This window comes from Colwellia sp. Bg11-28 (assembly GCF_002836245.1).
Taxonomy (GTDB): Bacteria; Pseudomonadota; Gammaproteobacteria; order Enterobacterales; family Alteromonadaceae; genus Colwellia; species Colwellia psychrerythraea_A.
This window is the reverse complement of sequence record NZ_PJBA01000018.1, coordinates 1138720-1163016: the sequence shown is the minus strand read 5'-3', so window position 1 is coordinate 1163016 and position 24297 is coordinate 1138720. Positions and strand designations below refer to the sequence as shown.

22 protein-coding genes are annotated in these 24297 nt (G+C 39.0%); 13 read left to right on the top strand and 9 right to left on the bottom strand.

Going from position 1 to position 24297, the window contains the following annotated elements:
* Positions 1–182: 182 nt before the first annotated feature.
* The 4 genes from ilvD to ilvG all read right to left on the bottom strand — a co-directional run bounded on the left by ilvD (position 183) and on the right by ilvG (position 5254).
* Entirely contained in the window at positions 183–2045 is a 1863-nt protein-coding gene (gene ilvD / locus CXF79_RS22200) for a dihydroxy-acid dehydratase (RefSeq protein WP_101157943.1), read from the bottom strand.
* 215 nt (positions 2046–2260) lie between these two features.
* Positions 2261–3187, bottom strand: a complete 927-nt coding sequence (locus tag CXF79_RS22195) for a branched-chain amino acid transaminase (protein ID WP_011045564.1) — start codon at positions 3185–3187, stop codon at positions 2261–2263.
* Positions 3188–3309: 122 nt separating this feature from the next.
* On the bottom strand, positions 3310–3588 hold the full coding sequence (ilvM, locus tag CXF79_RS22190; RefSeq protein ID WP_049757955.1) for an acetolactate synthase 2 small subunit: 279 nt from the start codon (positions 3586–3588) through the stop codon (positions 3310–3312).
* Position 3589: 1 nt separating this feature from the next.
* Positions 3590–5254 carry an acetolactate synthase 2 catalytic subunit gene (ilvG, locus tag CXF79_RS22185; RefSeq protein WP_101157941.1) on the bottom strand — a complete coding sequence of 555 codons (1665 nt, stop codon included), beginning with the start codon at positions 5252–5254 and terminating at the stop codon, positions 3590–3592.
* 697 nt (positions 5255–5951) lie between these two features.
* Here ilvG and CXF79_RS22180 point away from each other — a divergent pair.
* Positions 5952–7481 carry a YifB family Mg chelatase-like AAA ATPase gene (locus CXF79_RS22180; protein WP_101157939.1) on the top strand — a complete coding sequence of 510 codons (1530 nt, stop codon included), beginning with the start codon at positions 5952–5954 and terminating at the stop codon, positions 7479–7481.
* A gap of 13 nt (positions 7482–7494) precedes the next feature.
* On the opposite strand, the gene ilvY is transcribed toward CXF79_RS22180, so the two are convergent.
* A complete protein-coding gene (gene ilvY, locus CXF79_RS22175) occupies positions 7495–8373 on the bottom strand; it encodes an HTH-type transcriptional activator IlvY (RefSeq protein WP_011045559.1) in 879 nt (292 codons plus the stop codon).
* Between the two features lie 155 nt (positions 8374–8528).
* Between ilvY and ilvC the strand changes: the two genes are divergently transcribed.
* From ilvC to CXF79_RS22155, 4 genes are all read left to right on the top strand, one after another.
* Entirely contained in the window at positions 8529–10010 is a 1482-nt protein-coding gene (ilvC, locus tag CXF79_RS22170; protein WP_011045558.1) for a ketol-acid reductoisomerase, read from the top strand.
* Between the two features lie 159 nt (positions 10011–10169).
* Positions 10170–10484 (top strand): pyrimidine/purine nucleoside phosphorylase, encoded by a 315-nt coding sequence (gene ppnP, locus CXF79_RS22165; RefSeq protein WP_101157937.1) that lies wholly within the window; start codon positions 10170–10172, stop codon positions 10482–10484.
* A 406-nt stretch (positions 10485–10890) separates the two neighbouring features.
* On the top strand, positions 10891–11868 hold the full coding sequence (locus CXF79_RS22160; RefSeq protein WP_011045556.1) for an SPFH domain-containing protein: 978 nt from the start codon (positions 10891–10893) through the stop codon (positions 11866–11868).
* A 78-nt stretch (positions 11869–11946) separates the two neighbouring features.
* Positions 11947–12405 (top strand): NfeD family protein, encoded by a 459-nt coding sequence (locus CXF79_RS22155; RefSeq protein WP_101157935.1) that lies wholly within the window; start codon positions 11947–11949, stop codon positions 12403–12405.
* 123 nt (positions 12406–12528) lie between these two features.
* Here CXF79_RS22155 and yegD read toward each other — a convergent pair whose 3' ends face one another.
* Positions 12529–13890 carry a molecular chaperone gene (gene yegD, locus CXF79_RS22150; protein WP_041737178.1) on the bottom strand — a complete coding sequence of 454 codons (1362 nt, stop codon included), beginning with the start codon at positions 13888–13890 and terminating at the stop codon, positions 12529–12531.
* Between the two features lie 199 nt (positions 13891–14089).
* Here yegD and CXF79_RS22145 point away from each other — a divergent pair, with 199 nt between their 5' ends.
* Positions 14090–14479 (top strand): Fis family transcriptional regulator, encoded by a 390-nt coding sequence (locus CXF79_RS22145; protein ID WP_232769286.1) that lies wholly within the window; start codon positions 14090–14092, stop codon positions 14477–14479.
* 117 nt (positions 14480–14596) lie between these two features.
* Here CXF79_RS22145 and CXF79_RS22140 read toward each other — a convergent pair whose 3' ends face one another.
* Both CXF79_RS22140 and proB read right to left on the bottom strand, forming a co-directional pair.
* The gene (locus CXF79_RS22140; protein ID WP_101157933.1) at positions 14597–15853 is read right to left on the bottom strand and encodes a glutamate-5-semialdehyde dehydrogenase; all 1257 of its coding nucleotides are present in this window, start codon (positions 15851–15853) and stop codon (positions 14597–14599) included.
* Positions 15854–15910: 57 nt separating this feature from the next.
* Positions 15911–17008, bottom strand: coding sequence for a glutamate 5-kinase (proB, locus tag CXF79_RS22135; protein WP_011045551.1), 1098 nt, complete (start codon positions 17006–17008; stop codon positions 15911–15913).
* A gap of 364 nt (positions 17009–17372) precedes the next feature.
* Between proB and CXF79_RS22130 the strand changes: the two genes are divergently transcribed.
* The 3 genes from CXF79_RS22130 to CXF79_RS22120 are packed head-to-tail and all read left to right on the top strand — an operon-like array spanning position 17373 to position 20164.
* The gene (locus tag CXF79_RS22130) at positions 17373–18284 is read left to right on the top strand and encodes an acyltransferase (RefSeq protein WP_011045549.1); all 912 of its coding nucleotides are present in this window, start codon (positions 17373–17375) and stop codon (positions 18282–18284) included.
* 60 nt (positions 18285–18344) lie between these two features.
* Positions 18345–19598: a mechanosensitive ion channel family protein gene (locus CXF79_RS22125; protein ID WP_101157931.1), complete on the top strand. Its 1254-nt coding sequence runs from the start codon at positions 18345–18347 to the stop codon at positions 19596–19598.
* A 14-nt stretch (positions 19599–19612) separates the two neighbouring features.
* Entirely contained in the window at positions 19613–20164 is a 552-nt protein-coding gene (locus CXF79_RS22120; RefSeq protein ID WP_101157929.1) for an Mpo1 family 2-hydroxy fatty acid dioxygenase, read from the top strand.
* A 98-nt stretch (positions 20165–20262) separates the two neighbouring features.
* On the opposite strand, the gene tesB is transcribed toward CXF79_RS22120, so the two are convergent.
* Positions 20263–21120, bottom strand: coding sequence for an acyl-CoA thioesterase II (tesB, locus tag CXF79_RS22115; RefSeq protein WP_011045546.1), 858 nt, complete (start codon positions 21118–21120; stop codon positions 20263–20265).
* 179 nt (positions 21121–21299) lie between these two features.
* Between tesB and CXF79_RS22110 the strand changes: the two genes are divergently transcribed.
* The 4 genes from CXF79_RS22110 to hemN all read left to right on the top strand — a co-directional run bounded on the left by CXF79_RS22110 (position 21300) and on the right by hemN (position 24297).
* On the top strand, positions 21300–21557 hold the full coding sequence (locus CXF79_RS22110) for a hypothetical protein (RefSeq protein ID WP_011045545.1): 258 nt from the start codon (positions 21300–21302) through the stop codon (positions 21555–21557).
* A 124-nt stretch (positions 21558–21681) separates the two neighbouring features.
* Positions 21682–22308 (top strand): Der GTPase-activating protein YihI, encoded by a 627-nt coding sequence (gene yihI, locus CXF79_RS22105; protein WP_101157927.1) that lies wholly within the window; start codon positions 21682–21684, stop codon positions 22306–22308.
* Between the two features lie 5 nt (positions 22309–22313).
* The gene (locus CXF79_RS22100; protein WP_011045543.1) at positions 22314–22802 is read left to right on the top strand and encodes a DUF2489 domain-containing protein; all 489 of its coding nucleotides are present in this window, start codon (positions 22314–22316) and stop codon (positions 22800–22802) included.
* A 124-nt stretch (positions 22803–22926) separates the two neighbouring features.
* Entirely contained in the window at positions 22927–24297 is a 1371-nt protein-coding gene (gene hemN / locus CXF79_RS22095; RefSeq protein WP_011045542.1) for an oxygen-independent coproporphyrinogen III oxidase, read from the top strand.

The window sequence follows — 24297 nt, the reverse complement described above, 5'->3', positions numbered from 1 at the left end:
GCCTAAATTACTGTCAATCACTTGAAAAAATGCAGCTAACTATGAAATAGTCATGCTCGAGTTGATTATATCGAGCATCCATTATCTGAAAGCTAGATTCCCGATAAGAAAACTCGGGAATGACGAAATCAAATTAGCTGAGCTAGAAAGTCTTTTGTCTTTTCTAGCACCATTTTTCAGTTTTACTTATCAACTAAACCATCTAATAAGTCTCTGTTACGCACAGCACCTTTATCAGCACTAGTGGCTAACATTGCGTAGTTTTTAAGTGCGTAGCTAATTGGACGAACACGATCAGCAGGTTTCCAAGCACTTTTGCCTTTAGCTTCCATTACAGCACGACGTGCATCAAGTTCAGCTTCAGAGACTTGTAAGGTAATCTCACGAGTAGGGATATCAATATGTATGATATCGCCTTGTTCAACTAAGGCGATTGTGCCGCCGTCAGCTGCTTCAGGAGAAACATGACCAATGGATAAACCAGAAGTACCACCTGAGAAACGACCGTCAGTTAATAAGGCACAGGCTTTACCTAATCCCATAGATTTTAAGTAAGTGGTTGGATAAAGCATTTCTTGCATGCCTGGGCCGCCTTTAGGGCCTTCATAACGAATAACAACCACTTCACCAGCGACTACTTTTCCGTCTAAAACACCGGCTACGGCATCATCTTGGCTTTCAAAAATGTGTGCAGGACCTGTAAATACTAAGTTGTCGTCACTTACACCTGCAGTTTTAACAACACAGCCATCTACTGCAATATTACCTGAAAGTACCGCTAAACCACCTTCTAACGAAAAGGCATTTTCAAGGTTACGAATACAACCATTTACTCGGTCATCGTCTAAGGTATCCCAGCGACAATCTTGGCTAAAGGCTTTAGTAGTACGAATACCTGCAGGGCCAGCACGGTAGAATTTTTTAATGTCTTCATCGTCAGTAAGGGTAATGTCATATTTGGCGATTACATCAGCTAACGTAGTACCTAAAACATTAGGTACGTCAGTCTTTAATAAACCAGCACGCGATAATTCACCAAGAATTGAAATCACACCACCGGCGCGATGCACATCTTCCATATGATACTCAGGTGTTGATGGCGCAACTTTACATAACTGTGGCACGATGCGTGATAATTTATCCATGTCTTCCATGGTGTAATCAATTTCAGCTTCTTGTGCTGTTGCCAATAAATGCAAGATAGTGTTGGTTGAACCACCCATCGCAATATCTAAACACATGGCATTGTGCAATGCCTCTTTACAAGCAATATTACGTGGTAGAGCTGATTCATCGTTATCTTGGTAATAACGTTTCGTTAATTCAACAATTTGTTTACCCGCTTTTAAGAATAATTGCTCTCTATCAGCATGTGTTGCCAACATTGAACCATTACCCGGAAGAGCTAAACCTAATGCTTCTGCTAAACAGTTCATGGAGTTGGCGGTGAACATACCTGAACATGAACCACACGTCGGACAGGCAGAGCGTTCAATTTTATCACTGTCTTCATCACTTACTGTTGGATCCGCACCTTTAATCATGGCATCAACTAAATCAAGCTTAATAATTTGATCACTCAATTTTGTTTTACCGGCTTCCATTGGACCACCAGATACAAAAATTACTGGGATGTTTAAGCGCATTGCTGCCATCATCATACCTGGGGTGATTTTGTCACAGTTTGAGATACAAACCATGGCATCAGCACAATGAGCATTTACCATGTACTCAACTGAGTCGGCAATTAAATCACGTGAAGGTAAGCTATAAAGCATACCTGAATGACCCATAGCGATACCGTCATCTACAGCGATAGTGTTGAATTCTTTAGCAACACCGCCTGCTTCTTCAATGGCACCAGCAACTAATTGTCCCATGTCTTTCAAATGCACATGACCGGGTACAAATTGAGTGAAAGAGTTCACTACCGCGATAATAGGTTTCCCAAAATCGCCATCTGTCATGCCTGTAGCACGCCATAAAGCACGGGCACCGGCCATGTTACGGCCTTGAGTAGAAGTTGCAGATCTTAATTTAGGCATGATTTTTACATTCCAATTGGTGAGTTTGAGAACTTATTTTTTAATAATATAATTTTGAAAATTCACTTTGTTATTACTAAGCTAAATGAACTTTTAAAATAACTTTATATAGAGAAGGTTAATAAAATTGTATTTTGACTCTAGACAAGTCAGGAGCACGGAGCCTATGAATATAGGTGAGTACTCCTAACGAGGAACTAGAGCCTAAAGGCATTTTATTTTACAGGATCTAACCAGCTTTCTGGTACGCTGGTAGTGCCATCAAAAATACCAAAAAAGGCTTCTTGAAGTGCTTTAGTGATTGGTCCACGAGAACCAGTACCTACAGGTAAACCATCTACCGATTTAACCGGTACTACTTCAGTAGCTGTACCACACATAAAGAATTCATCAGCAAGATATAGTGCTTCACGTGCAATAGATTCTTCACGTACTTCATAACCTAACTGCTTAGCCAAGTAGAAAACAGCATCTCGTGTTAAACCTTGCAAAATAGAGGCTGTGCCCGGTGGAGTATAAATAACACCGTTACGTACTAAAAATAAGTTTTGACCTGCGCCTTCACTTACCATGTTATTCACATCAAGTGCTACACCTTCGGCATAACCATGGCGAGCAGCTTCAGTAGATATAAGCTGTGAAGACAAATAGTTACCACCTGCTTTTGCTGCAGTAGGCATTGTATTTGGCGCTAAACGGTTCCAACTAGAAACGCCCACATCAACACCATTCTCAACAGCATCAGCACCTAAGTATGCTTCCCAGCTAAATGCGGCAATCATAAGGTCAGCTTTAGCATCGATAGGTGGACGAAGACCCATACCGATATCACCTAAAAAGGCTAATGGACGAAGATATGCTGATTTTAAATCGTTTTTTACAACAGCATCTTTACAGGCTTGTACAACTTCTTCTTGCGTGTATGGAATATTCATTCGGTAAATTTTTGCTGAATCAAATAAACGCTTGATATGCTCTTCTAAACGGAATATACAAGTGCCTTTATGTGTTTCATAGGCACGAATGCCTTCAAAAACTGATGAACCGTAATGAAGTGCATGACTCATTACATGAACAGTAGCATTTTGCCACGGCATGATTTCACCATTGAACCAAATATAGTCTGCATTTACTTTAGCCATTATCTTTTCCTAATTTTGTTGCTCTTGAATAATCAACAAACCCCGACGCCAATGTCAGAGTAATGTAAATTTGTAGAGAGCGAATTTTTATTATATTACTTGTTGTCTAAGCGCCGTGTTATTTAAGCGCTGTGTTGTTGTATTTGCACTTCACTATTGTCCACTTTGACACCCTTGATGTCGATCAATTTGTTTATTTGATCAATAAGCAAAGAAATAGGACGTTCACTACTGACACTCATAGTGATTGTGGCAACATTGTTACCCGTATTTACTTCGGCATTCATACCATTGATTAGAAAACCGCGATAGCGAGTGACTTGTAAAATTCGCTCCAACACTACCTGTTTATCATCAGCCATAATGATTAATTGATACTTATTCAGCGTCAAAGAACTCATATTAAACACCCTCCATCATTTTATCGTTTGCTGTATTTGGTGGAACTAGCGGCCAAACATTTTCTGCTGCATCTATTTTTACTTGTAATAAGTAAGGGCCATCATGATCTAACATCTCTTCAATGGCTGCTTTAACTTCACTCTTTTTAGTGATCAACTGTGATTTTATCTCGAACGCTCTGGCTAGCATGACAAAGTCAGGGTTGTCAGACAAATCAGTTTCGCTTAGTCGACCGTCAAAGAATAAGTCTTGCCATTGACGAACCATACCTAGTTTTGCGTTATCAATTAACACAACTTTCACTGGGATCTGATAACGTTTAATCGTGGCCAATTCTTGTACATTCATCATAATCGAACCATCACCTGATACCGCTATAACTGTATCATGAGGACGTGATATTTGTGCGCCTATTGCTGCGGGTAAACCAAAGCCCATAGTGCCCATGCCGCCACTGGTTAAAAAGTTGCTTGGGTCATCAAAGGTCATATGTTGGGCGGCCCACATTTGGTGTTGACCAACATCAGTGGTTACACAAGTGTTGCTCGGCATAAGGTCGCTCACCGTTTTTAATACGGCTGGTGCAAAAATATTATCACCGGGGTGATCATATCGCCAAGCAAAGTCAGTGTTCATTTGCTGCAATTTTTGTTGCCAGTCTGCTATGTTTAATTCAGTCGTTAATAACGGTAAATTACCCTTTAAGTCACCTAAAATAGCAGCGTCAGCATCGCGGCGTTTATTAATCTCAGCGGTATCAATATCAAAATGAATGACTTTAGCATTCGGAGCAAATTCATCTAGCTTGCCAGTCACTCGGTCATCAAAACGAGCGCCAACTACCACTAATAAATCACTTTCCTGCACAGCAAGGTTAGCGGTTTTTGTACCGTGCATACCTAGCATTCCCAGATGGTTTTCATTATCCGGATTTATCGCACCCAACCCCTTTAATGTCGAAACACTTGGCATACCTGTTTTTTCAGCAAAATCGCGTACTTCTTCTACCGCGTTCGCCATACCAACACCACCACCGACATACAAAATAGGTTGCTTAGCATGCGTTAGTAAATCAAGGGCCTTGCTGATATCTGCAAGGGGTAATTTTACTTTATTCTTTAAATGAGACAGTTTATCTAAACGCTGGGTTACTTCAGCTAGCTGAACGTCTTTTGGAATATCAACAAGTACCGGTCCATGACGACCTTCTAGAGCAATTTCAAAGGCTTGATGTAATACTTTTTCAAGCTCATTAATATCAGTTACTTGGAAAGAATGCTTAGTACACGCAAGAGATAAACCAAAAATATCAATTTCTTGGAAGGCATCACTACCCATTGCAGCAGTAGGAACTTGTCCTGTGATTGCAACAACTGGGATCGAATCAGCAAGCGCATCGGCAAGGCCGGTAATCAAGTTTGTAGCCCCTGGACCTGAGGTCGCTAAACAGACACCAACAGTACCAGCAGCACGCGCATAACCTACAGCAGAAAATGCTGCTCCTTGCTCATGTCGACATAGAAAATGCTTTACATCACTATCGTACAAAGCGTCATAAATTGGCATGATGGCACCGCCTGGGTAGCCAAAAACGTGCTGTACACCGTGCTCTTGTAATACTTCAAATAATAATGCGCCGCCTGTTAGCGTTTTACTCTTGGTCATGATGATTCCAATTGTTATATTGTTAATGTCTGTATTTCCAGCATCTTCATCTTTAATAAAAAATCAATTAAAAAGAAACTAAAAAGAAAACCCTCGGTTCTTGCGAAGCGAGGGTTTGTTATTTGATTGAATGCTTTTTTTTAGCTCAACAAAACCCTCGAGATGATTTAAGAATCACCACGACGAGAAGGTTTATAATAATTGAGTTAAATATGTGCATTTTATCTCTTTGTTTGTTTATTTTGCGCAGACTGATTATTGGTTTTATTATGTTCAGTGTCGCTTACTTATTAAATTAGTACCATAGCTCTAATCCTATGTGCAAGTTTTTTTGTTAGAGTATTTTTGTGCAGTAATTGACATTAGGTAATAAACCAATATACCCATGTTGCCTCAAGATAGGGGATTCAGCTGGAATTAGAAACGTCTTTAGGCAAGATATTGATTGAGGATAATGGTTGTTCCCTTATCGAAATCAACAACGTAGCTTAAGGCGTTTCTAAAGCAGTCCTACGGGGATGTCTGAGCAAATCATGTTCTTCGTTGCATCTCTTTGTAAGGGAACAACCCTTAATAAAAAGATGCGCCTCGATCATGAATCGCACAGACATCCTGAAGCTCGCATCTTGAAGTATCATGGGTATATAAAAATATTTGGACTACACTGGAAAAAAGGAACCTATTAAATGGAATTTATATGTCACTTTCTTGTGTGTACAGTCGGGCACGAATCGGCCTTGAATCTCCCCTTGTTACGGTTGAAGTTCATCTCGCCAATGGTTTACCAGCATTTAATATCGTTGGGTTACCCGAAGCCTCAGTAAAAGAGTCAAAAGACAGGGTGCGTAGCGCCATCATAAATTGTGGTTACGAATTTCCGGCTAAACGTATCACGGTTAATCTGGCTCCTGCTGATTTACCCAAAGAAGGTGGCCGTTTCGATTTACCCATAGCGGTTGGAATTCTCGCTGCGTCGGAACAACTTCCAGCCGTTGATCTATCTCAATATGAATTTGCTGGGGAGCTGGCCTTATCCGGTGAGCTAAGGGCTATTGTTGGTGAGATCCCTGTTGCCATGGCAAGTAATCAAAGTAAGCGGACTTTGATTATTCCTACACAAAATATCGAACAGGCCAGTTGGGTTAAACAAGCAAAAATTCATGCCATAAGCCATTTAACGCAACTGTTTTCTCATTTTGCCGGTCAACAAGTTTTACCGCTAGTGACTGAGAAAATAATGGTAGAAGAGGTGACTGAACGAGATCAAGCATTGGATATGAGCGATGTTATGGGGCAACCCTTGGCAAAACGAGCGTTGGAAATTGCTGCTAGCGGAGGTCATAATTTATTATTCATCGGCCCTCCAGGTACCGGTAAAACCATGTTAGCTAGTCGTTTAGCCGGTATTTTACCGCCGATGACCGAGGATGAGGCACTTCAAGTCGCCGCTATTCAATCGATTAGTCATCAAGGTATTACACGTAAGTCGTGGTTTACTCGACCTTTTCGTGCTCCACATCATACGGCGTCATCAGCGGCTTTAGTCGGAGGTGGTAGTCAGCCCAAGCCTGGAGAAATCACGCTTGCGCATAACGGTGTATTATTTTTAGATGAATTACCTGAGTTTGAACGAAAAGTATTAGACGTATTACGAGAGCCAATGGAGTCGGGTGAAGTTACTATTTCCAGAGCTTTACACAAACAATGCTTTCCCGCACGTTTTCAATTAATTGCAGCGATGAATCCCAGTCCTACCGGGTTTTATAACGACCAACGGAGTACGCCAGAACAAGTTTTACGTTATTTAAATCGTTTGTCAGGACCTTTTCTTGATCGCATTGACATTCAAATTGAAGTGGCAAGACTGCCTCGAGGTACATGGGCGCAGAGCAGCCAAAAAAATGAGTCAAGCGCACAGGTACAACAACGAGTGCGAGTCTGTCGGACTATCCAACTTGAAAGGCAAGGCAAAGCCAACGCGCACATCAGCAGTAGTGAGTTAAAGCGGTATTGTGATCTAAATACGGATGACAATGAATTTTTAGAACTTGCCGTAGAAAAGTTAGGTTTATCAACCCGCGCGCATCACAAAATTTTGAAAATTTCCCGTACCCTTGCAGACATGGAAGGGAGCTTGAATATTTGTAATAAACATTTGGTTGAGGCCCTATCTTATCGGGCTATGGACAGATTGTTACGTCATTTAATGAATGCCGTTTCGGTCTAATGAATTATATTAATTAAACTATCGAGGAAAAAAAAGCTTTAATCAATGGCTGTGCTTTTGCTTGATTCAAACAGCAAACACCCAACTCGAAGGGTTCAATATCACCAATATTCTCGAGATTGCTTACCCTATCTTTGACTGGGCTGTTATCCACCACCACTTGCGGCACTATGCCAACTCCACAGCCTAAAGCAACCATGCTCACCAAGGCTTCATGACCAGAAACTGTGGCGTAGATGGTCGGTTTTCCTTGTTGCTTTTTACGATACCAGAGCTCAAATCTTTTTCGAGCAGCGCCATGTTCAGGCAAAATTATTGGAATTTCAGACCAAGTTAATACTTTTTGACTCAGTTGCTGCTGCACCTTGCAAGTCATTGTCGGTGCAATCACCGTGAGTGCTATGGTATCAAGGTGGTGAAAGTAAACACTACGGGGTAAGTTCTCAGGAGCAGCAGCGATAGCAAAATCAACGGATTGATTTTGTACTTGTTCAAGGGCATCAGCTGCATCCCCAGTGGTCAGCATAATTTCTACTAAGGGATGTCGAGCACGAAAACGTTCCAGCAATGGCGGTAAATGACTGTACGCAGCAGTCACGGAACAGTAAATATGGAGTTTTCCTGTTAGGGCGGCTTGCTTATGGTCAAGGGATTGTTTGAAGCTATGCCATTGCTCAAGCTGTTGCTCGGCATAAATTTTGAATTTTTTACCTACATCGGTCAGTACTACCGTTCGATTATCGCGGTGTAATAATTCGCCCCCCACTTCATCTTCCAGTCGTTGAATTGCTCTGCTAAGCGTAGATGGACTGATGTGATGTGCTAGTGCTGTTTTACCAAAGTGTAATGTTTGGCTCAAGTGGGCAAACATCGACAGTGCTTTTTGATCCATAATTTATTGCCCTTGTATTGAATCTTTTATCTATGCTGCAATAAACGCAACGTAGTGATGCGAATATATCACTTTTTGCAACATAATATCTAGGGTATGGTATTTTCATCGTCAGGAAAACTGACTTAACAAAGAACCAAATTCAGAGGATCCCCATGAGCAATTATTTTAATACTTTAAGCTTACGTGAAAAACTAGGTCAGCTAGGCAAATGTCGTTTTATGAAACGTGAAGAATTCAACGATGGTTGTAACTTCATTAAAGATTGGAACATTGTTATCGTTGGTTGTGGTGCTCAAGGTTTAAACCAAGGTTTAAACATGCGTGATTCAGGTTTGAATATTTCTTATACATTGCGTGATGCAGCGATTAGCGAAAAGCGTCAATCGTGGCAGTGGGCTACTGAAAATGGTTTCACAGTTGGTAGCTACGCAGAATTAATTCCTCAAGCCGATTTAGTTTTAAACTTAACACCTGATAAGCAACATACTTCAGCAGTTACTGCGGTAATGCCATTGATGAAGCAGGGCGCAACGCTAGCTTACTCACATGGTTTCAATATCGTTGAAGAAGGCATGCAAATTCGTTCTGATATCACAGTAGTTATGGTTGCTCCTAAGTGTCCAGGTACTGAAGTACGTGAAGAATACAAACGTGGTTTTGGTGTTCCAACACTTATCGCAGTTCACCCAGAAAATGATCCACAAGGTAACGGTTTAGCCATTGCTAAAGCTTACGCAAGCGCAACGGGTGGTGATAGAGCGGGTGTTCTTGAGTCTTCTTTCATCGCTGAAGTTAAGTCTGACTTAATGGGCGAGCAAACAATTCTTTGTGGTATGTTGCAAACGGCTGCAGTTTTAGGTCACAAACAACTAATTGCTCAAGGTATGGACGCAGCTTACGCACGTAAATTATTACAATACGGTTTAGAGACAACCACTGAAGGTCTTAAGCATGGCGGCATCACTAACATGATGGATCGCTTATCAAACCCAGCTAAAATTTTAGCGTTTGATATGGCTGAAGAGTTAAAAGTAATTTTACGTCCTTTATTCCAAAAACATATGGACGACATCATTGAAGGTCGTTTCTCTGCAACTATGATGGCAGATTGGGCCAACGACGATGTTAACTTATTAACATGGCGTGCAGAAACAGCAGAAACTTCTTTTGAAAAATCACCTGAGTGTGACACTGAGATTTCAGAGCAAGAATACTACGATAAAGGTATCTTTGTTGTTGCGATGATTAAAGCCGGTGTTGAATTAGCATTCGACGCAATGGTTGATTCAGGTATCATCAATGCATCTGCATATTATGAGTCGTTACACGAAACGCCATTAATTGCTAACTGTATTGCACGTAACATGTTACACGAAATGAACGTTGTTATTTCTGATACTGCAGAATACGGTAACTATTTATTTACTCACGCTGCTGTGCCATTACTTGCAGACTACACGGCTAGCTTAACGTTAGAACAATTAGGCGAAGGCTTAAAAGAAAGTTCAAATAACGTTGATAATGCTCGTTTGATTGAAGTAAACGAAGCGATTCGCAGTCATGGTGTTGAAGTGATTGGTAAAGAACTTCGCGGTTATATGACTGACATGAAAAAAATTGCTAGTGCAAAATAATTGAGACGTAGAATGACACCCTTATAGGTTGTCATTCCCGTGGTCACTTATATCGCAGGGTATTAGTCGGGAAGCCATTGCTCAATAGAGGCTAATGGCTTCCCGTTTTTTCTTTTAATCCCCACGCTTTTAAATCACCAATACACTAAAGGAATCCCTATGTCAGAGTTTAAAGAAGTTACCGTTACTAAAGCAGCCAGCGTTTATTTTGATGGCAAAGTTACCAGCCGTAAGGTTACTTTCAATGATGGAAGTTTTAAAACCTTAGGCATCATGATGCCAGGTGAATATAAATTTGGTACCAATGAAGAAGAATTAATGGAAATCACTGCAGGTGAATGTGAAATTTTACTGGCAGGGGCTACTGAATGGCAGAACATTAGCGGCGGGCAATCTTTTGGTGTCCCGGCAAATAGTTCTTTTGAAGTACGCGCGAAAACCTTAATTGATTATTGCTGTACTTATATAAGCTAATAACTTTACTGTTAGCTATATAATAGTAGGAGGCTATCGCCAGTCATAATCCTGCTAATCGATATTATTGGTAAACTTTATAAGCACCACTCTTTGTTGGTGCTTTTTACATTTTTCTAGCTAACAATAGCCATCTACTACTATAAGCCCTAGCACAAGGGCGGCCAAACGTTAGCATCAGCTTTAACTACTTCTCCCATTATTAGCTTTACTGACTGATACTCTTTTACTTCTTTAACAGTAAGACGCTAGTCTTATGGCAATGCGACGTCTCGCCATCTCAGAACGGGTATGAGCAGCTTTGATGAAATAGCTTGCTTTGCTCGTAACAGTCTATTAACGTGTTGTTAAAAATAATTCTCAATTGAATTTAGATTTCACTTCGAATAAAAAGGAAAATATATTTATGGAAAACATTGTTGAAGGCATCATCACTAGTCCTGTTTTATGGCTGACTATTGTTATTTTATATACGCTGAAAAAAGGTATCTATTTTGTACCGCAAAACCGAGGTTATGTTATTTATACCTTAGGTAAGTACAGCAAAACTCTTGCTGCGGGTTTAAATTTTATTATTCCTTACGTGCAATCGGTTGCTGCCGATCGTAATTTAAAAGAACAATCATTAGAAATAACGTCACAAGCAGCAATAACTAAAGATAATATTAGTTTAGATATTGATGGTATTTTGTTTATGAAAGTTACTGATGCGGCCGCAGCAACCAATAATATTACTGACTATAAGATGTCGGTAGTTCAACTTGCTATGACTAGTATGCGTAATGCCATAGGCTCAATGGAGTTGGACGAATGTTTTCAAAACCGTGATACGATAAATGCCCAAATATTAAGCTCAATGACCGAAGCTACAGCGCCTTGGGGTGTTATGGTGACGCGTTATGAAATAAAAGATATTACGCCTCCACAGACTATTCGTGAAGATATGGAAAAACAAATGACCGCAGAGCGTGAAAAACGTTCAGTGATATTAACCGCAGAAGGGGTTAAAACTGCAGCGATCACAGAAGCTGAGGGCCAGAAGCAAGCGAGAGTATTGGATGCTGAGGCAGCAAAAGCTGAGCAAGTTCTAGCAGCGCAAGCTTCTAAAGAAGCACAAATTCTCGAAGCAACGGGTAAAGCTGAAGCCATACGATTAGTTGCTGATGCGGATGCTAATGCTTTAGAGGTGGTAGGTAATGCGGCAAATAGCGAACAAGGTCACGCGGCGGTCATGCTAACGCTAGCACAAGATTCGATTGCAGCTCATCAAGCCATTGCTAACGAAAGTACTGTAGTACTGACGGATGGAAAAACAGGTGATAACATTGCTAATACTGTTGCACAAGCCATTGCTGTTTCAAGTAGTTTGAAGTTGTCTAACTAGTAGATAATGTAGGCCTAACGTGTTTGGCTATAAAGTCTAATACGCTTAGTCTACTTTTCTTTTTACCCAAGAGGTTTTATGGAATATTTTTTAGAAAACCCTGATCATTTATGGTACTTAATTGCGGGTATTAGCTTTGTTATAGAACTGAGTATCATGGGGTTAAGTGGTCCGTTATTATTTTTTGCTATTGCAAGTTTGACTACCGGTATTTTAGTGACTGTTGGTTTTGTCGAAGGTTGGCAAAGTGAAATATTTACCGTTGGCGTATTAACAGCGATTGTTGCTGCTATTTTATGGAAACCATTAAAGTCATTACAGAATTCAAAAGACACAACGGATAACTCCAGTGACATGGTTGGTTTAACCGTTTTAGCAAGTACTGAAATTAATGTAAGCAGTGGTAGTATTCGTTATTCGGGTATTGATTGGCAAGCGCGCTTAGCTGAGGAAGCTAATGGGGAATCCATTAGTGCACAAAGCCAGTGTGTCATTGTCGCAATAACAGGCAATATTATGCTTGTTAAAGCGCTTTAAGTTGAATAGCCTTTAAGACTTAAAGATCTATAGCCGCTGACTAAAACGACGCATTCGCGTCGTTTTTTTGTACTCAATCTACTTACGTTTAATTATCAAAAAATAAATGAAAGGTTAGAGCAATTATTGGTATATTTTCTCAGCCCAACGCGCTAAACCTGACGTAACGCTACCAAAATGATCACCAACTACAATCGGAACATTAGGCATTTGTTGCTGTAAAAACTCACTCAATACAGGAGATTTTGCGGTACCACCAGTAACAAAAATCACATCGGGTTGACACTGGGCTTGTTGTACCGCTGATTGCATTATATTAGCAATGCTTTCTAAGGTACGTTTATTGGCTGAGCGCAACGTTTCTTTGGTCACTTCAGCACAAAGTCCATCAGTAACATCACTTAAGTCGATTGTTTGCTTACTTTGCTCTGTTAGCGCGATTTTTGCTTGTTCAGCTGCATTGACTAATTGATAACTAAGTTTGTGGTCGTGCACTGCCACCAAGCGCTCGATTATAGCTGTTTCTTTGGCATCACGAGATAATTGAACCAAGTTCCGTCTATTCTTGGCGCTATAAAATTCTGTTTGCTCATTAATGTTATTAATGGCTAGCGCTTGATAAAAACTACTGGTTGGCATCGGTTTACCTGTCTTTAATAAACTATTCATACCAAAGCTTGGCATGATGCCTTGAAGGGCTAATTGAATATCAAAGTCATTACCTGCTACACGAACACCGGTATGAGCGAGCAGGTGATCATTACGATTGTCGTTGTCAGTGAAATCTGGGCTCATCAGCAGCATTGAACAATCACTCGTTCCGCCACCAATATCAACAACTAATACCCGTGTTTCTTTTGTTAATGAGCTTTCGAACTCAAAACCAGCAGCAACAGGTTCATACTGAAACTCAACGTCTTTAAAACCAACGCGTTTTGCCGCATTAGTTAATACGCTGATGGCTTGTCGGTTGCTTTCTTCGCCATGTAAACCTTGGAAGTTAATAGGTCGACCTATAACCGTTTGTGTCACTTCTTTTTGCAGTGCTTGTTCAGTGAGATTTTTTACATTACTCATCATACAAGCAACAATATCTTCAAAAAACTGAATTTGTGCCGTCGCTAAACCACTAGCACCCAGAAATGACTTAGGTGATTTGATGTAATAGCCTTCTTCAGGGTCTTCAAGGTATTGAGCTAAGGCAGACTTACCAAAGAGTAACTCACTGGAAATACCGTCAAATTTTAACTCTCGCAGCGCCGCTTGACCTTTTTGTAACTGAGCTTTTCTCTCCGCGATGAAGTTTGCTTGTTGCGGACTATCCAACTGTTGAGAAAGCCAATTGGCGATCACATCACGGCTTGGAGCATATAGGTTTGAAGCAATGTATGATTCATTACCTAATAACGGAATAATGTGGGGTTGGCCGTTACGCATAGTGGCGACACCACAGTTGGATGTACCGTAATCAAAACCTATCATCATTAATACCTACGAGAATGCCTGTGAGAAAAAAGGTCGCGTAGCATACTCAGTAACTAAGAAAATCACAAGCATTAGTGACTGAATTCTACTTTTTTAGTAGGTATAAGAAGACGCTGTGAGATTTAACACCAATGGTTTTATTGTTTTCCGTTTTAGCCGCAGTTAAAATAGATAAAATTGAATTGGTATGATGATGAAGATGAAATTAAGCAAAACGAATCAAAAAATTGATAATAATGTCTGTAAAGCGTTAACGATAGCGTGTGAGTCATCTTTGCATGAAGTGGCGGGGTTTGTTTGGTTAACCCATAGAGCCAATTACACTAATTTCCCCGCTAGTTTAGTGATTACTTGTGTATTTAATACCGATGAAGAAATTGACGCAATGAAGGCGTTGCAACATGATGAAACAATGATTGCGACTATCCAAAAGCAATTATTAAAAGTAGGAGTTGTGGTTAAAAACATTAAAAAAAGCGTTCGCTTTGATAGTGAACAAGCTTGTCAGGCTAAACACGACGGGCAATGGGCTGACCGGTTAGCATTGAGCATAGTGAAACAAAAACCAAATGCTCGACGCGTTCATTAAACTTTAGCTAATACCAAAAAGGATTAATAAATTAGTCTGATTGGAATAAAAAAACCTAAAATTCTGATGGATTTTAGGTTTTTTTGTTAATTATCTACTAGATATAAATCTTATCGCTTATAGTCGAACTTGACCATCACCAAAAACAACAAACTTCTCAGTGGTTAGCGCTTCTAGGCCCATTGGGCCATAAGCATGTAGTTTACTGGTAGATATACCTATTTCCGAGCCTAAGCCTAATTGGTTACCATCAGAGAAGCGTGAAGAGGCATTCACCATCACTACAGAGGAGTTTATTTGGCGAATGAATTTTTGACTGCGTGAAATGTCTTGGCTAATAATGACTTCAGTATGATCAGAGGTAAATTCATTGATATGACCAATTGCTGTATCAAAGCTACTGACAACCTTTACAGCAATTTCTTGCGCTAAATACTCCGCTTGGTAATCTTCATTAGTTGCCAACTCAGCATTAGGGAAAAAACCAATACTATTCTTACACGCATGAACTTTCACTTGTGCTGCATCATTCAGTGCTTTAGCCGCTAATGGTAAGAACTTTGCACTAATATCACTATGTACCAAAACGGTTTCAAAGGCATTACACGCACTTGGCTTCTGGGTTTTACCATTGACTAAAATGTTGACCGCTTTATCTAAGTCTGCGTATTTATCAATGTATAAATGACATACGCCCTTATAGTGTTGGATAACAGGGATACGGCTATTTTCACTAACATAGCGGATCAAACCTTCACCGCCACGTGGAATGACTAGGTCAATCGTGTCGCTTTGCTGTAATAGTTGCTCAATAACACTGCGGCTAGTATCAGGAATAACACTAACAATATGTTCATCAACATTATGAGTCGTTAATACTTGATGTAAGCAGTGAGCGATAGCTAAGTTGGAATGAATTGCTTCTGAGCCACCACGTAGGATCACGGCATTACCCGATTTAATACATAAGGCGGCGGCTTCTGCTGTAACATTGGGGCGCGCTTCATAAATCATGGCTATGACGCCAAGAGGGATGCGCATTTTACCGACTTGAATGCCATTCGGGCGTAATGATAGTTTATCAACATCTCCAACAGGATCTGTTAAAGCAACAATCTCACGGATAGCAGAACTCATGTCCTTAATGCCTTTATCCGTGAGCACTAATCGGTCCAACATCGCTTGCGACAAGCCTTTTTCTAGACCTGCTGCAATGTCTTTACTATTTTCTTGGATAATAGCATCACTATTATTTTCAATCGCTGTGGCAATGTCATTTAATAGCGCATTTTTTTCACTACTGTTAAGTTGTGCAGCCACTCTGCTAGCTTGTTTAGCCTTTTGTGCCATAGTGGCGATATTAAAATCAGTCATTTTGCTACTCTTGTCGAAAATTGTTTAAGTTATTTTAATCTGCTTGCTATAGCTTAATTATAATATAACCATATCATCACGGTGAACCACAACATCGCCTTGGTCATGGCCTAAAATATCGGTGATATCATTACTGTGTTTGCCCATAATTCTTTTTAAGTCATAGTGACTATATAAAGTAATTCCTTTGGCGATCACCGCATTATTGCTTGCATCAACTAGATCGATAGCATCACCTGCTTTAAATCTATTAGTCACTGATTTTATACCAGAAGGTAATAAAGAAGCGCCTTTGTTCACAACCGCATTAACTGCACCGGGGTCGAGTTTAATTTTACCTCGACTTTTTAATGTGTGTTTAAGCCAGTGCTTTTTAGCGGTAATAATATCTTTATCTGCGGCAAAACGAGTGCCTGGATTAACTTTTGCTAAAAGTGAGCTAAATACCTCACTTTTCGAGCCGTTGACTATATAGGTGTTTATGCCGTGTTCAACGGCTTTTTCAGCGGCTTGTATTTTGGTTTTCATGCCTCCGCTCGCTAAAGGATTACGACTTGTACCAGCCATGGCATAAATTTCATCGGTAATCTTATCGATATTAGGGATTAATACGGCATCGTCATGGATATTTGGGTCTTTGGTAAATACACCATCAATATCACTTAATATGAATAAACTGTCTGCTTCACATGCCTGGGCAACTAACGCGGCAATATTGTCATTATCGCCGATAGCGAGTGCTTTGGTGGTGACGGTATCATTCTCATTAACGATAGGTAGTACACCATTGGCTAATTGAATTTTTATTGTTTCTTGAATGCTGATAAAGCGTTCTCTATCGGCTAAATCATTTTGAGTGATGAGTATCTGGCTACAAGGGATATCAAAAAAACGCTGCCAATTAGCCATCATTTGCATCTGACCAACGCTTGCCATGGCTTTTTTAGTGGAAAGCGAGAGCTTTGGTGAGCCATGTTGAATGATAGTACGGCCAGCTGCCACACCGCCAGATGAAACTAAAATAATTTCCTTACCTTGCTGTTGGCATTTGGTAATGAATTGTGCAATTGCTAAGATGTATTGGCCACTACAACCATCGCTAGTCGGTGCAACTAAGGCACTACCTACTTTGATTACAGCTCTATTAAAGTTCATTTTATCTCCTATTATTAAGCTTGTTTAGTATGCTTGAAACTGATTAAAAACTCAATTATTAAAGGTAATTATTCACTATTAGAAAATACTAAAAAGTCTATTTTCAATCGTTTTATAAAGTATTTGCAGGTAACCATGTGTTTTACACCCTTATATTCAGATAAACAGCGATATTATTGGATGATAAAAAAAAAGAGATCACTTTTTACCCAAAAAGATAATTTAACGATTATTTAACGAATAGTGTGATTTTAAAATGAATTGCTTGATAGAGGAGCAATAAAAAAATTTAATTATGAGCTAAATCATGATTAAATGACGTTATCCGTGTTACTTATCTATTATTATTAGTTATTATCAAGATATGCTAAATTTCTTACCAGCCAAATTGATCGGTTTTATATCCTTTTCCCTTTATATCCTTAATACCATATTTTGGCTGTTACCTATTTTAGTTTTTTCCCTGTTTAAAGCGTTAATTCCATTAACTTTCTCCAAAAAAATATTTAGTTACTTACTTGATTTAATGGCCAGTAATTGGGTGGCAACAAATAGCATAATTCAAAAGTTATTTACTAAAACAAATATCGTGGTGACAGGTTTAGAAGCGCTTAAAATTAATGATTGGTATTTGGTGTTAGCAAATCATCAAAGTTGGGTTGATATTGTCGTTTTACAACGAGCTTTACACGGCAATATTCCATTTTTAAAATTCTTCCTAAAAAAAGAACTTATTTATGTCCCCCTATTAGGACTGGCTTGGTGGGCTCTCGATTTTCCTTTTATGAAACGATATAGCCAAGCTTTCTTGAAGAAGAATCCTCATCTACGTGGTAAAGACTTAGCAACAACTCGAAAAGCATGTGCTAAGTTCAAACACAAACCAGTTAGTGTGATGAATTTTATTGAAGGTACGCGTTTTACTCAAAAAAAGCATGATAAGCAAGGTTCTCCTTTTCAACATATGTTGAAGCCAAAGTCAGGTGGTATCTCTTTTGTATTAGATGCAATGGGTGAGCATTTGACCAAAATAGTTGACGTTACTATCTATTATCCCGATGGAATTCCAAATTTCAGTGATTTTATCTACGGAGAGGTGGAGAAGGTACACATTGATATCCAGACCTTCGATATTGCTAGTGAGTTAGGTCATATCAATTTTTCAGATCGAAATGATAGAATTGCTTTTCAAAAATGGTTAACGCAATTTTGGCATGATAAAGATGCAAGACTTGAGAACATGAGACAGCAATATAATGCCCAACGTGATGACTAATTTTAAATGCGGAATGTCCCTGAGCTAAGCCCCTCACCAATAAGATGACAGGAGAAGTGTATGAATGAACTGATCAGTATTTGGTTGAGTGAGCAAGGTATCAGCTCGAAATATTTAGCCAGTAGCGCAACTGCTGTCGGTATTGGTATGATTTTGTTGATTTCTAGCCTAAGTTATTATATTGCGAAACATCAAGTCTTAGGTTTGATGAATAAGATCATTATTAATAGTAAAAATACCTGGGATGATGCATTGATGGAGCATGGCGTGCTCAGTCGAATGGCTTTACTACTACCGCTAGTATTAATGCTCTTCTTAACGCCACTTATCTTAGAAACCACCAGTATTGCCAGTACTTTACTCATTTTATTGAGTAAAGTGTTACTTACTTTTCAAATTTCACGTTGTATTAGCGCCTTACTTAATGTCAGTCGAAGCATCTATAAAGAAAGTGCCAAGCAACGGTTTTTACCGTTAAGCGCTATTATTCAAATCATTAAATTAGCTTTATATTTAGTGACCAGTATTATCATTATTTCGCTTATCATTGACCGCTCACCGGTTTATCTATTAAGTGGTTTAGGTGCTTTGACCGCGGTACTCTTGTTAGTTTTTCAAGACACCATTAAAGGTTTGGTTGCTAGTATTCAAATATCAGCGAATAGAATGGTTGTTGCTGGCGACTGGGTTGAGTTACCCAAATATGGTGCCGATGGCGATGTGCTAGAAATAGGTCTAAGTACGGTGAAAATAGAAAATTTTGATAAAACGATTACCACAGTACCTACTTACGCGCTGATTAGTGATTCCTTTAAAAACTGGCGCAATATGTATCATACCGGCGCACGACGGATTAAGCGTACCGTTATTATTGATATTGCTAGTATTGATTTCTGTAGTGCTGAAAAAATAAACCAACTGACTAATGCGTATTTATTACAAGATTACCTTAGTGATAAAAAGCAAGAGCTGGCACAGAGCGAACACGGCCACAACAGCGGTGAGATCACCCAATCGTTTACTTCTTTAAATAGTCGACAACTGACTAACATAGGAACTTTTCGAGCTTATATTACCAAGTACTTACAACAAAATAGTCATATTCGTAATGATCTTACGTGTATGGTGAGGCAGTTAACCGCCACGCAAACTGGCTTGCCATTGGAAATTTACTGTTTTGCTAACACCACTGATTGGCTTGCTTACGAGACAATCCAAGCTGATATCTTTGATCACCTTTTTGCCATAGCACCACAGTTTGATTTGCGTGTTTTTCAACATCCTAGTGGACATGACTGGCAACAGAATTCATAACATAGAGTACTTAAATGAAGTCAATTGAAGAGCAACTAGCGCGTTATAAAAGTGTGCATTTGAATCAGAAAAACATCAACACCCATTTTGTTGGCGTCCCTTTGATAGTGTTAGCCGTAACACTGATGTTGAGTACTATTGCCTTTGAAATAACCCTGGATGATGTTTTTAGTGCTCAAGTGACTTTGCACTATACCTTAGCAATGGCTATTTTTTCTGTTGTCGCTATTTATTATATTTTTTTGCATCGTTTATTGGCATTGGGCATGCTGATATACATTTTAATTAACTTGTTTATTGCGCAATTATTGAGTGGCACAGCAGGTTTGATTTATATCGCACTAGGTTTATTCGTTGTTGGTTGGATTATTCAGTTTATTGGTCATTATTATGAAAAAGCCAAACCGGCTTTTGTTGATGATTTGAGCCAGTTTCTAATCGGACCATTATTTTTAATGGCTGAAGTGTATTTTATGTTAGGTTTAGAGCCGGTATTAAAAGCGAGAGTTACTTCTCTAGCGGTTGAAAAACGTAAAGCATTAGAAAAAAGAACAGGTGCTATATAGCTGTCATTTACTTGACTGCAAACTAAGTAATCTAAAAAGTCATATGGCTATAAATTTATAACCATATAACCATATAACCATATGACTAATAGCTGTCGCTAGCGTTGCCTAATTACACCTTCCTGCATGGTAGACGCGACTAACTCTCCCTGACGATTATATATTTGACCTCGCACTAGCCCGCGACCATTACTCGCAGACGGACTATCCATGCAATAAAGTAACCAATCATCAAAGCGAAATGGACGATGAAACCACATAGCGTGATCTATGGTGGCAATTTGGAAGTTTGGTTGCCAATGACTGGCGCCATGGGGCAGTAATGCTGTTGGTAAAAAATGAAAATCTGACGTGTAAGCTAACATATAGGTGTGTATGCCTAAATCATCAGGTAAATCGCCATTGGCCTTTATCCACATTTGGCTTACAGAATCTGTAGGCTTTGGTTGCAACCAGTTATATTGTTGAACAGGACGGACATCAATAGGCTTTTCAGCTAAAAACTTTTCGCGTAATGACTTAGGTATATAGTCTTGGTTGGCTTTTATATAATCGGTAAATGAGGGAAGATCTTCGGGAGCCGCTACAGTAGGCATGGTATCTTGGTGATCAAAGCCTGTTTCAGCATGTTGAAAAGATGCGGTCATATAAAAGATGGCTTTACCATTTTGCACCGCTTGCACTCTACGGGTACTAAAACTCGAACCATCACGAATGACTTCTACTTCATAAACAACGGGTAAGCTAGCGTCACCAGGGCGTAAAAAATAAGAATGTAGCGAATGAACAAAGCGATTAGCGGCAATTGTTTCTTGAGCCGCCGAAAGTGCTTGGCCCATAACTTGACCACCAAAGAGAGCTTTATAACCTAAATCTTGGCTTTGTCCTCGATAGATGCCTTGTTCAATGACTTCTAGTTTTAATAACGCTGATAATTCATCTAATACACGTGTCATTTTTTACCTTATATATCAAAGACTATGTGGTTATAAACCAACTAATTTAAGGTAACAGTGTAATCGCTATTGATGTTACATGTAAAGTAGGTTAAATTTCATTCAAAATAGTATTAATACTAATAATAATAATAAATAAAAACTTATCTAAATCATAATTGGTCTAGGGAGGGGAAATTATGGCTGCAGCAATGCAAAGAGAAGATCTGTTGGAGCGCCGGCAAGAAGTGTTGGGCGATACAGATAAACTTTGGGAAAGTTTAACATTGGCGCAAAAATTTGCTGCCAGTAGCTTAGCGCAATTTGGCTATAAGCTTAGCTTTATAAGAGACGTTCACGATACTCATGTGGCAGTACTAAGCTGTAATGATAATATCGCTGTGATCTCTAAAGGGGGAGAAATCAATACTCACCCAAAGATTAAAATTCGTCTTTAAGTTAATGAGACATAAAAAAGCGCCAATTGGCGCTTTTTTTGTGTCTTTTTTCTGCTTTTTAAGGTTTTTAAGCCATTAATAACGTAAAATAGCTGACATTATTAGTAAAAAAGTAACTGTATCTATGTCTCGTTCAAAAAAATCTAGAAAACCAGGTGGAGCACCGACAGCTAAACCTAAGTTAAGTAAGCAAGAATTAGAAAAAGTTGAGAAGCGTACCCGTAAAACAACGGGTAAGGTGGCGGGAAATCGTCAAAAAGAAGCAATGCCAGAGCAAACTGATAATAATCAGCAAGGGGGCAATAAAGATCCGCGCCTTGGTAATAAAACGCCGATTGTTTTAGGTAAAATAATTACTAAAGCCGAAAAAGCTAAAGCAGAAAAATCTAAGCAAGCAAAAGCGAAACAAGACAGCCAGAAATCAGCACCTATCGCGGCTGTGCGTTTTGTTGAAAATACTGTTGTTGAGAATACGAAGGTTGAATTGTCTGCTGAACAAGAGCTTGATGCTATTGAGCAAGATGAGTTGTTACAAAGTATTTTAGCTAAACAAGAAGACGATATTGCTTTAACAGAGCAAGAAGTTGACTACTACAATGAGAAAATGGAACGTCATCAAGCATTATCTGCAGAATTGGGTCTAGATGAAGATGAAGACGCAAGTGATGAATCTAACAGCAGTGATAGCGAAGATGACTTATGGGATAAACTAGATCGCCCTAACTTTTCAGATTTTGAAGAGAAAGAGTAACATCAATGAGTGATTTTTGGCTTTATGCTTTGTTGTTTGGCGTTATTATTGTACTTGCCTTAGCATTTTATGCAGGTAAGTTATTAAAACAAGTAGCGCGGCAAAAAGAACAACAAGCACAAGCAAAACAGGCACAAGAGCTAGCGCTTAATAAGCACGATAAAAAAGTACTTGATAGTGTGTTATTAATTACACGTGCTATGCAGGAAGAGCAATGTGAATTTGATGAAGGATGCTGGCGTTTGTCGGTATTGTTGTCTTCATTGAAAACATTGACGGAAATGTCTGATAAATTTCCGGGTATCTTTGGCTTATATGAAGAAATTAAAAGCCTTTCAATTCTAGATGCACGTAAAACGCTAACGAAAAAAGAGCGTATGCGTGAAGATTATCAACGTATAACAGCGTTAAATAAAAGGCATGACGAGGTTGTGATTGATTTGGATAAGCTTTTTCAATTCACTACTGAGCAAATTACTCTTTTAACTCCTTAGCGCCAACAGTAGGCCTTAATTCCAATAACAGATCTTATTAAGGTCTGTTGTTGCGCTTGATCAATGCGTACAAATTATAAAAGGCTATAATATTTTCGTTCACTAAATAAAACGGTATGAAAATATGAAAGTAAGTCAATTCTTCGATAATGCGCTATTAAATAAATATAACACCAGCGGACCAAGATACACCTCTTATCCAACAGCGTTAGAGTTTCATGATAATTTTAAACATGAGGACTTTATTAAAGCGATAGAAAACTCGCAAAACCGTGAATTGTCACTTTATGTACATATCCCATTTTGTCATACACTTTGTTATTACTGTGGTTGTAATAAAGTTATTACTCGTCATCGTGGAAAAGCAGATACTTACCTTGAATATTTAGCGCAAGAAATAGCACTACAGGCACCCTTGTTTGAAGAGTATACTGTTAAGCAACTGCATTGGGGCGGTGGTACACCCAGCTTTTTAACTCACCCGCAAATTACTCAACTTGTTTCTTTATTAAAAGAGAAATTTAATTTCTCGGATGAACTAGAAATGAGTATTGAAATTGATCCTCGTGAAATTGAGATGGACTTAGCTGAGCATTTATATTCTTTAGGTTTCAATCGCTTAAGTTTAGGTGTGCAAGATCTTGATTTAAAAGTACAACAAGCTATTAATCGTGTGCAGTCAACAGAGTTCATTGGTGACTTTATTCAGCACGCCAAAGAGGTTGGCTTTAAATCTATTAATATTGATCTTATTTATGGCTTACCGCATCAAACGCTTGAGAATTTCACTAAAACGTTAGTAAAAGCCCATGAGTGGGATGTTGACCGTATCTCTCTATTTAGTTACGCCCATATACCAAGCCGTTTTGCCGCACAGCGTAAATTACGTGATGAATGGTTACCTAGTACACAAGAAAAGTTTGCCTTGATGAAATTAGCCATAGAAACGCTTTGTGACTTTGGTTATGACTTTATCGGTATGGATCATTTTGCTAAACCAAATGATGAATTAGCGATAGCGCAAAGTGATGGTACCTTGCATCGTAACTTCCAAGGATACACTACTAAAGGTGGCTGTGACTTATTAGGCTTAGGCGTATCATCAATTAGCTCTATTGGTAATAGTTTTAGCCAGAATATAAAAGATTTGAAAGAATATTACCAAGCAATAACAGAAAAACAGCATGCCCAAATCAAAGGCGTAAGCTTATCTGAAGACGACATTTTACGTGGTGAAGTTATTCAAGAATTGATGTGTAACTTGTATTTAGATAAACAAGTCATTAGTGAAAAATACAATATTGATTTTGATGAATATTTTGCTGAAGACTTACCATTATTAAATACCTTTATTGACGATGGTTTAGTAGAAAATAATGCTCAACATATTAAGGTAGAGCAAAAAGCCCGCTTATTAATTCGTATCATTTGTATGAGCTTTGATGCTTACATGAAAAAGCATGTTAATCAGCAACGTTTTTCTCGAGTGATTTAA

What these genes read in the sequence shown, in the direction of transcription:
- CXF79_RS22130 (WP_011045549.1), top strand. Translation starts at nt 17,373, where the DNA reads ATGCTAAATTTCTTACCAGCCAAATTGATCGGTTTTATATCCTTTTCC.
- ilvY (WP_011045559.1), bottom strand. Translation starts at nt 8,373, where the DNA reads ATGGATCAAAAAGCACTGTCGATGTTTGCCCACTTGAGCCAAACATTA.
- yegD (WP_041737178.1), bottom strand. Translation starts at nt 13,890, where the DNA reads ATGATGATAGGTTTTGATTACGGTACATCCAACTGTGGTGTCGCCACT.
- CXF79_RS22140 (WP_101157933.1), bottom strand. Translation starts at nt 15,853, where the DNA reads ATGACTGATTTTAATATCGCCACTATGGCACAAAAGGCTAAACAAGCT.
- CXF79_RS22145 (WP_232769286.1), top strand. Translation starts at nt 14,090, where the DNA reads ATGAAATTAAGCAAAACGAATCAAAAAATTGATAATAATGTCTGTAAA.
- ilvD (WP_101157943.1), bottom strand. Translation starts at nt 2,045, where the DNA reads ATGCCTAAATTAAGATCTGCAACTTCTACTCAAGGCCGTAACATGGCC.
- hemN (WP_011045542.1), top strand. Translation starts at nt 22,927, where the DNA reads ATGAAAGTAAGTCAATTCTTCGATAATGCGCTATTAAATAAATATAAC.
- ppnP (WP_101157937.1), top strand. Translation starts at nt 10,170, where the DNA reads ATGTCAGAGTTTAAAGAAGTTACCGTTACTAAAGCAGCCAGCGTTTAT.
- CXF79_RS22155 (WP_101157935.1), top strand. Translation starts at nt 11,947, where the DNA reads ATGGAATATTTTTTAGAAAACCCTGATCATTTATGGTACTTAATTGCG.
- tesB (WP_011045546.1), bottom strand. Translation starts at nt 21,120, where the DNA reads ATGACACGTGTATTAGATGAATTATCAGCGTTATTAAAACTAGAAGTC.
- CXF79_RS22100 (WP_011045543.1), top strand. Translation starts at nt 22,314, where the DNA reads ATGAGTGATTTTTGGCTTTATGCTTTGTTGTTTGGCGTTATTATTGTA.
- CXF79_RS22180 (WP_101157939.1), top strand. Translation starts at nt 5,952, where the DNA reads ATGTCACTTTCTTGTGTGTACAGTCGGGCACGAATCGGCCTTGAATCT.
- CXF79_RS22195 (WP_011045564.1), bottom strand. Translation starts at nt 3,187, where the DNA reads ATGGCTAAAGTAAATGCAGACTATATTTGGTTCAATGGTGAAATCATG.
- CXF79_RS22125 (WP_101157931.1), top strand. Translation starts at nt 18,345, where the DNA reads ATGAATGAACTGATCAGTATTTGGTTGAGTGAGCAAGGTATCAGCTCG.
- ilvM (WP_049757955.1), bottom strand. Translation starts at nt 3,588, where the DNA reads ATGAGTTCTTTGACGCTGAATAAGTATCAATTAATCATTATGGCTGAT.
- proB (WP_011045551.1), bottom strand. Translation starts at nt 17,008, where the DNA reads ATGAACTTTAATAGAGCTGTAATCAAAGTAGGTAGTGCCTTAGTTGCA.
- CXF79_RS22110 (WP_011045545.1), top strand. Translation starts at nt 21,300, where the DNA reads ATGGCTGCAGCAATGCAAAGAGAAGATCTGTTGGAGCGCCGGCAAGAA.
- CXF79_RS22160 (WP_011045556.1), top strand. Translation starts at nt 10,891, where the DNA reads ATGGAAAACATTGTTGAAGGCATCATCACTAGTCCTGTTTTATGGCTG.
- yihI (WP_101157927.1), top strand. Translation starts at nt 21,682, where the DNA reads ATGTCTCGTTCAAAAAAATCTAGAAAACCAGGTGGAGCACCGACAGCT.
- ilvC (WP_011045558.1), top strand. Translation starts at nt 8,529, where the DNA reads ATGAGCAATTATTTTAATACTTTAAGCTTACGTGAAAAACTAGGTCAG.
- CXF79_RS22120 (WP_101157929.1), top strand. Translation starts at nt 19,613, where the DNA reads ATGAAGTCAATTGAAGAGCAACTAGCGCGTTATAAAAGTGTGCATTTG.
- ilvG (WP_101157941.1), bottom strand. Translation starts at nt 5,254, where the DNA reads ATGACCAAGAGTAAAACGCTAACAGGCGGCGCATTATTATTTGAAGTA.